4 protein-coding genes are annotated in these 5,461 nt (G+C 55.9%); all 4 read right to left on the bottom strand.

The window, feature by feature from the left end:
- Positions 1–371 precede the first annotated feature (371 nt).
- The 4 genes from AAAV21_RS10100 to AAAV21_RS10085 all read right to left on the bottom strand — a co-directional run bounded on the left by AAAV21_RS10100 (position 372) and on the right by AAAV21_RS10085 (position 5,285).
- The gene (locus tag AAAV21_RS10100; protein WP_349109401.1) at positions 372–1,184 is read right to left on the bottom strand and encodes a hypothetical protein; all 813 of its coding nucleotides are present in this window, start codon (positions 1,182–1,184) and stop codon (positions 372–374) included.
- Positions 1,185–1,327: 143 nt separating this feature from the next.
- Positions 1,328–3,985, bottom strand: coding sequence for an N-6 DNA methylase (locus AAAV21_RS10095; protein WP_349102470.1), 2,658 nt, complete (start codon positions 3,983–3,985; stop codon positions 1,328–1,330).
- Complete coding sequence (locus AAAV21_RS10090; RefSeq protein WP_055251786.1) at positions 3,986–4,183, bottom strand: type II toxin-antitoxin system RelB/DinJ family antitoxin; 198 nt, start codon at positions 4,181–4,183, stop codon at positions 3,986–3,988.
- A gap of 46 nt (positions 4,184–4,229) precedes the next feature.
- On the bottom strand, positions 4,230–5,285 hold the full coding sequence (locus AAAV21_RS10085; protein WP_216594997.1) for an IS1595 family transposase: 1,056 nt from the start codon (positions 5,283–5,285) through the stop codon (positions 4,230–4,232).
- Between the last annotated feature and the right edge of the window lie 176 nt (positions 5,286–5,461).

Here is a 5,461-nt window from a genome sequence, read left to right as displayed (position 1 = left end):
GCGACAAGTGCCGCGGAAAGGGCGATGCCCACAGTTGCTCGTCTTGCTCTTCTTGCGAGAATGTCGTTCATCTCGGCACCTCATTTCAAGGGTTGGCGACTAACTTGGTAGCACTAATGTAAGTATATCAGGCGGTTTGCCCGCCATTGATCGGGCGTGCGCGTATACCCCTTGATTAACAGCCATTAAATCTATCCCTTAAGGAACGCGGCTTGCTAGTGTTGTCTGGGCATTGATGGCTGCGTGGTTCAAGAGACGGCGGCATTACCATTTGTTTTTACAAGTAAAGAGGCCCGTTTCCCTGGGTTGGGGAAACGGACCTCTTTTTGTCTCTGGGCTTGTGGATTGGCGAAGACAATAACCGCTGGCAACTATTTTGAGTTCTTGATGCGGCGTGTGGCTGTGGCGGTTATTCCGAGTCCTGCGGCGGCGACTGCTGCGAGTGCGATTGCGCTCGGCGCTGTGTCGCCTGTGTTTGCGAGCTTGCCGGCGGTCGTGTCTGCTTGCTTGCCGTTGCCCGTGGTCGCCTGCTTGGTGGAGCTCGGTGCGGTGTCTTTGCCGGTCGCGGGTGAGCTGGCGGGTTGTGCCGTCTCGGTCGGTTGCGCCGAGCTGGAGGGAGGCGTTGTCTCGGTTGGTTGCGTTATCTCGGGCGAGGCGGCCTTATCCGCTGCGGCCTTTGCCTCCTCGTATGCTTTGCAGGCGTCGTCATAGGCCGCCTGCGCCTTATGCAAATTGTCGAGGAGCGCATCTCGCTTGGCTGTTTCCTCGTCGATGTGGGCTTTGGCTTCCTCCGCCTTACTTCCGAAATACTGAACCCGTCTTTCCTGACTTTCGAGGCGGTGACGGTAGCTGTCAAGCACCGTTTCGCAAGATTCTTCTTGCGCTTCCGCTGCGATTATTTCCTGGCGCAGCTGCTTAAGAGCTTCGTAGGAAGCCCCGTTGCTGCGTGCCTTTTCATATTCTGCCTCAAGCTCGCTTACCCGGTTGTGAGCCTCATCGTATTTGGCTTGGGCTGCATCGACGTTCGCTTGCATGGCGGGAAGGGGCTCTCTCCATTCGGCAGCTCGCGCCACCATCGTGTCATAGAGCTCTCGAAAAGCGGCAATGTTATCATTGATTCCCGCAATTCTCTCGGGACTTGCGGCGTTTTGTGCGGCCTCGAGGTTTTTGAGCGCTTCCTGCATGGCTGCATACGCTTTTTCTTTGGCTCTGTTAGACCAGAATTGACATCATGCCCAGTCATCTTTACTAATTGCAAAATATTCGCCCCTTTGCTGGATTAAAACCGGCAAAGGGGCGATACGCTCAGACTCGAACAAGTTAATCGTTAGGACTCTGTCGTCTCATCCCACTCGTCATCCGCATGCAAGATGGCATCAAGTTCGTTTTCGATATCGGAAACGCCAATATAGGCCTTTGCGATATTCTCCCGTGCATTTCGCACCTTTAAGGCAATCTCCTTCTGCTTCTCTATGGGAGGGTAATAGACGAGCACCTTCCCAAAGTCAGAAGACTGCGTTCTCCTTCGATTGCTGTGGCCGGTGTTGATGGCGCGGAATGCCTTTTGGAAGCGGCGGCTTCTCAAGAGTATCGACAGGAACTCCGGATCGATCACGTTTGGGTCTTTGACCCGCAAGATCGGATATTCTTGCGTTACGAGGGCATGATCGAATTCCTCGGTGACGAAGCATACGACACCCTTCCATAGGTCGATTCCAGAGTAGACGATGTCGGAGGTTCTTACTTCAAACCAGTCGCTGCTTGAGTCGTAGAAATACATCCCTCGCCATTCGGGAGGGTTGTTTCCGACACCTGGTTCCCTAAGCCTTGCAACACCAGTTTGGGAAAGAGTTAAGACCTTGTACTCCTTCATCGGCTCTTCCCCGAAGTCCACGTTCCTTCTCATCCGCTTCACAAGGTTCATCATGGGAGCAGATGACCAGCCCTGCGGCACGTAATCGCCCTTATGGGCCACGTAGACATGGTATTTCGGATCCACCCTATGACTCGAATGGCTTCTCCATACTGACGAAGCCCTCTCGACGACGCATCTCGGATCGGAAACCGCCCCGTTTTCTTCCCAGACATTCCACTCTCCCAATATCGAGCCAGTCTGATCGTTTGAAAGATAACCGTTCTCGTCGGCGACATAGAGGTCGTTTCGAGGATCAGGGCGACCAGATGGTGTGTATCCGATATGGGATGCCTCTCCAAAAAAGATGTTATAGTCCAGCCCGCTGTCCATGAGGGCGGCCGCAATATCTCCTTCACATGCTTCCAGTCGATTGTTCAATCTAGCCGATTCCAGGTCGGAAAACTTTTCAAAAATCAATATCGAAGTCTTGTTCGTAGCTCCTGACCTGCGAAAAGCGAAGTCTGGAAGGGAGATCACGGACAGTATCCTCCCCGATTTAAAGAGCCATTCACGAAGGGCCGGACAATTTGATTGAGACCCGCTGTTGTTGAGAACACCATCGGGCAGGACCATACCGAGCCTGCCGCCCGGCTTGAGCCAGGAAACGCTTTTCTCCAGGATGATTTGCTCTGACTGTATTGAGTGCTTTCCGCGGCCCAGGACGTAGTCATCCAGGCTTGCGCCGTCAAGCTGATCTTCATCTCCATCTGCGACCTTGGTTCCGAAGGGCGGATTACCCACGATCAGGTCGAACTGACGATCCTTCTGGAGTTTCGGCTTGCTCAGGTTCGGGCTGAGGCAGCTCTTGTCGGCCTCGATATTCGTGTGTCCATCGTGGTGCAGAAGCAAGCTGATTTTGCAGATTCTAGCCAGAGTCGGGTGAATTTCGATTCCGTAAACGTTCTGCGCGGCAAAATCTGATTTGATTCTCGCGAGGTTCCCCTGTCCGGCAAAGCCCGCATCGGTATCGTTCCATACCTGAAGGAGAGTTTCGAGCAAAAAGCCTCCCGAGCCACAAGTCGGATCTAGAACGTAATCTTCGCTCGTGGGATTGAGCATCCCGACTGTGAACCTCGCTATCTGTCTCATGGTGAAATACTGCCCGAGGCTTCCGCGGAAGACCGATCCGAAGAAATCCTCGAAGGCCGTTCCGATGACGTCAGAATCTGTATCGATGAACGAAATCTCCTGAATGACGCGAACGACCTGAGCGACCTTGCTGTCTGGAAGCTCGATTTTTTCATCACGCGGGAAAATGGCCTGATCTTGCTCTTTGGCGTCGCTGAATAGCTTGTGGACCCTCGTGGCGATAGCCGAGTCGGGCTCGTTGATGCCCGCTTGGAACGAGCGGGGGTGGCCGTTTCGCGTGTAGCGCTCGTCGCGGACTTTGGCGAACATCAGCTTGCTCCACTCATCGAAAGCCGATAGCGGATCGCGTTTTCCTCCAGCCCAAATGATGGAGTGCGCGCGCCTGATGGCGATGCTGATATCAAAGGCGCTCGCCGGCTTAATATCCATTTCCGTGCCCGCGTGAAACGGATACACCATATCCTGAGAGTAGTTCCTCGGAAGAAGTTCTCTATCGCCCAGCTTATTTCTCCTGCGCTCCCTAGCGCCGAAGCCCTCGAGCTGCCAGACGCACGACTCGTCGCCGTAGTCCTTCATGGAGTATTTTGCACCCAGCGCGATACCGTTGGCGAAGGCCTGCGCTTCCCCTTCCGCCTTTTCAGCCGGAGTCGCACCCTCTTTTTTGTTCTCGACGACTAACCAGGGCTTCGTGCATCTGTCGTCTTCGTAGAGCACGATATCCGCGAAATCGTTGTGCGAGCCCTCCACCTCGGTATCGATCTTTCGCGAATCATAGCCTTTCGACAGGACCAGAAACGCAATGGTGTCGGCCCTGACTTTTTCTTCGGGATCGCCGATCTGATAGCTTTTCGTCCTGCGGAAGGAATACTTTATCTGAGTGCCGTCCAGCGAGAAGAGCCCGCGCATGATTGCAGTTTTCGATAGCTCCGACAATCCGAGCGAAGAGGCCAGTGTCAGCTGCGTTTCAAGTTGATTTGCCAACTATCTCACCGTTTTTCCGTCAGATGCCGGTGTCTTGACCTTCATCTCGAACGGCATCCCGCCCTCGCGGACGAGCGCCTTGAGGAACGCATTGACGGCGGTGGACATGGACAGGCCGAGCTCGTCAAGGATGACTGTGGCCTCTTTTTTGACCTCCGGTTCGATACGAATCGTCGTGGCCGGTATGTTCGACGGCATGGTTGTACCTTTCCTCGTATATCACGGTGCAACCATTTTATCGTCTCTATGCGGCGGATGCGACCCAGTAGTCCATATAGGGCGGCAATACGTTGAACATGTCGCGGATGCGGGTCGCGCAGGTGCCGTTGGCGAGCTGACGGGCGACCGTGGACTCCGCGGTGCGGGAGTCGGTCGCCATGAAGGTGCGGCACCAGCGGAACCAGTCGAGGTAGGCGGCGAGGTGCTTGGTGGACACGCCCTTGAAGCGTGCCATGAACGATTCGAGGAGCGAATGGACGGTATTGATGCGGTTGATGGTGCCCTCCGAGCGGTCCTTGGAGTCATAGGACTCATGCGAGGCGACCTTCAGGTCGTGCAACACGTCGATGTATGCGGTCGCCTTGTCCGTGGCGACGACCGCGCCCGCGCCGATGCGGTCGCGAAGGGCCTCAGCCGCACGCTTGCGCGAGACCACGCCGCGCCCCGAGACCTCGAAGAAGGTGGCGTTCGTGTCGCTGATGCCCGTCATGACGCAGATCTGCTCGCGGGAGAGGCCGCGCTTGTGGACCTGCTTGCCGCGGTGGCGAGCCTTTCTCGGCAGAGTGAAGGAGCCCTTTGAATGGTTGCCCTTGAAGGACTCGGGGAAGTATGTTTCGTCGAGTTCGCAGGCCTGCCCCTGCCCCACATGGAACGTGGGCGAATATTCCTTCAGGCACTCGATGAGCCTGTGGCGCATGGTGTAGGCGGTCTTGAGGCAGACACCGCAGCGGCCGGCGCACTCGCGGAGAGGGAGCATGAGGACGAAGCACTCGGCATAGGCCATCCAGGTCTCGCGGGGCAGCTTGCTCGTGCCGAGGATCCGGTCGGTGGAGCCTGAAAACGTCCTGCCGCAGTCGCGGCAGAGGTAGCGCTGCTCACCGTTCCTGGACTTGCCCTTTTTAACGATAGCGACCGAACCGCAACGTGGGCAACGCTGGATTTCGTAGCTAGTTCCCGCTGCATCGTCGAACATGGCGGCACGGATGACGTCGCGTACCGACTCGATTGCGCGGCGGCGCTCGGACTTGCTGAGCTTCGCCATGTTCTTCTTGAGGGTGATGACCAGATCCTCGGCGTTCATACCTGCTCCAATGCCGTGGTTAACAATTATATTATACCACGGTGGCATCACCTATATGTCAATTCTGGTCTAACAGAGCCTTTTCTTTTGCGGCGGCCGCGTCTTCCGTCTGCAAGGCAACTGCATCGATGGGGGAGCTCGTTTCTGCCGCGATTGCCGTTACGGGGGCGATACCC

This window comes from Collinsella sp. CLA-AA-H302, assembly GCF_040093305.1.
Taxonomy (GTDB): domain Bacteria; phylum Actinomycetota; class Coriobacteriia; order Coriobacteriales; family Coriobacteriaceae; genus Collinsella.
The sequence above is the reverse complement of the archived record's forward strand: the minus strand, read 5'-3'. Positions and strand labels throughout refer to the sequence as shown.

Bases quoted from the DNA above. Each gene is read 5' to 3' on its own strand.
- AAAV21_RS10100 (WP_349109401.1), bottom strand. From the start codon at position 1,184: ATGCAGGAAGCGCTCAAAAACCTCGAGGCCGCACAAAACGCCGCAAGT.
- AAAV21_RS10090 (WP_055251786.1), bottom strand. From the start codon at position 4,183: ATGCCGTCGAACATACCGGCCACGACGATTCGTATCGAACCGGAGGTC.
- AAAV21_RS10085 (WP_216594997.1), bottom strand. From the start codon at position 5,285: ATGAACGCCGAGGATCTGGTCATCACCCTCAAGAAGAACATGGCGAAG.